Below are 876 nucleotides of genomic sequence, written 5' to 3'. Positions count from 1 at the left end.
CCGACCAATAATCATCGGTTCGGTTTCCGGATGGTTGATATTACAAGGAATGACAGCACGACCACGAGCGACTTCGTCTCTGACAAATTCCGGGGTAATCATTTTAGGAATAGAAGCGCCGAAAGACTCGCCTGGATGCTGGTTAGCTAGCGCTTCATCCATCTGCGCCTCGCTTAAAGCCAGATTTTCTCGAATAGCGATATATTCCATTTCCGGCGTAATGATACCCTGACGAGCGTAATACAGTTGCGTGACATTCTTTCCGGCTTTTGCTTTTAGAGGTTTACGCTTATGCTCAAAACGCAAGCCATCCAAGGCTAGGTTTTGATCACGTACATTTGCGTACTCAGAACTAAAACCAGGTAACTCTTCAGTATCATTTCGTTCAGCAACCCACTCATCGCGTAAGGGCATTAGCCCTTTTGTGACGTCAACTTCTATCTCGGGGTCTGTATAGGGGCCGGAGGTGTCATAAACTCTAACTGGAGGGTTATCCTCAAGCTCGCCATTCTGCAACTGAGTTGGGGTAAGTGAAATTTCACGCATCGCTACGCGAATATCTTTACGACTGCCTTCTACATATACTTTTTTTGAGGCTGGAAAAGGCTGGGTAGATAACTCATCTACGTAAGCTGTATCACCCAGTTTCTTTAACGAATCGTTTTTCATCTATTGCTCCGCATATCCGGTATTACGAGTGTGGTAAGTAAGGAAGCAATTAGAATCATCGGTCTAGTCTTGATGAATTCTTGTTCCCTACGCTGGTTCTAACCAATCAGGTTCAACGGGTCCCTATCTGCCTACAAAATGTAGAACAACAAATAATTGGATATATCCCAAGAATTTATGTGGTCTCAGCATTCGCAAATCATCAAG

Annotated in this window: 1 protein-coding gene; it reads right to left on the bottom strand. The window is 44.4% G+C overall.

The genetic code is table 11. From position 1 onward, the window contains the following. On the bottom strand, positions 1–669 hold a 669-nt coding region (locus A3763_RS00865; RefSeq protein ID WP_197482660.1), incomplete at its 3' end, for a phosphomethylpyrimidine synthase ThiC. Between the last annotated feature and the right edge of the window lie 207 nt (positions 670–876).

The sequence above is a fragment of the Oleiphilus sp. HI0128 genome (assembly GCF_001635365.1).
Note: the sequence above shows the minus strand (reverse complement) of the source record. Positions and strands in the feature narration are given on the sequence as shown.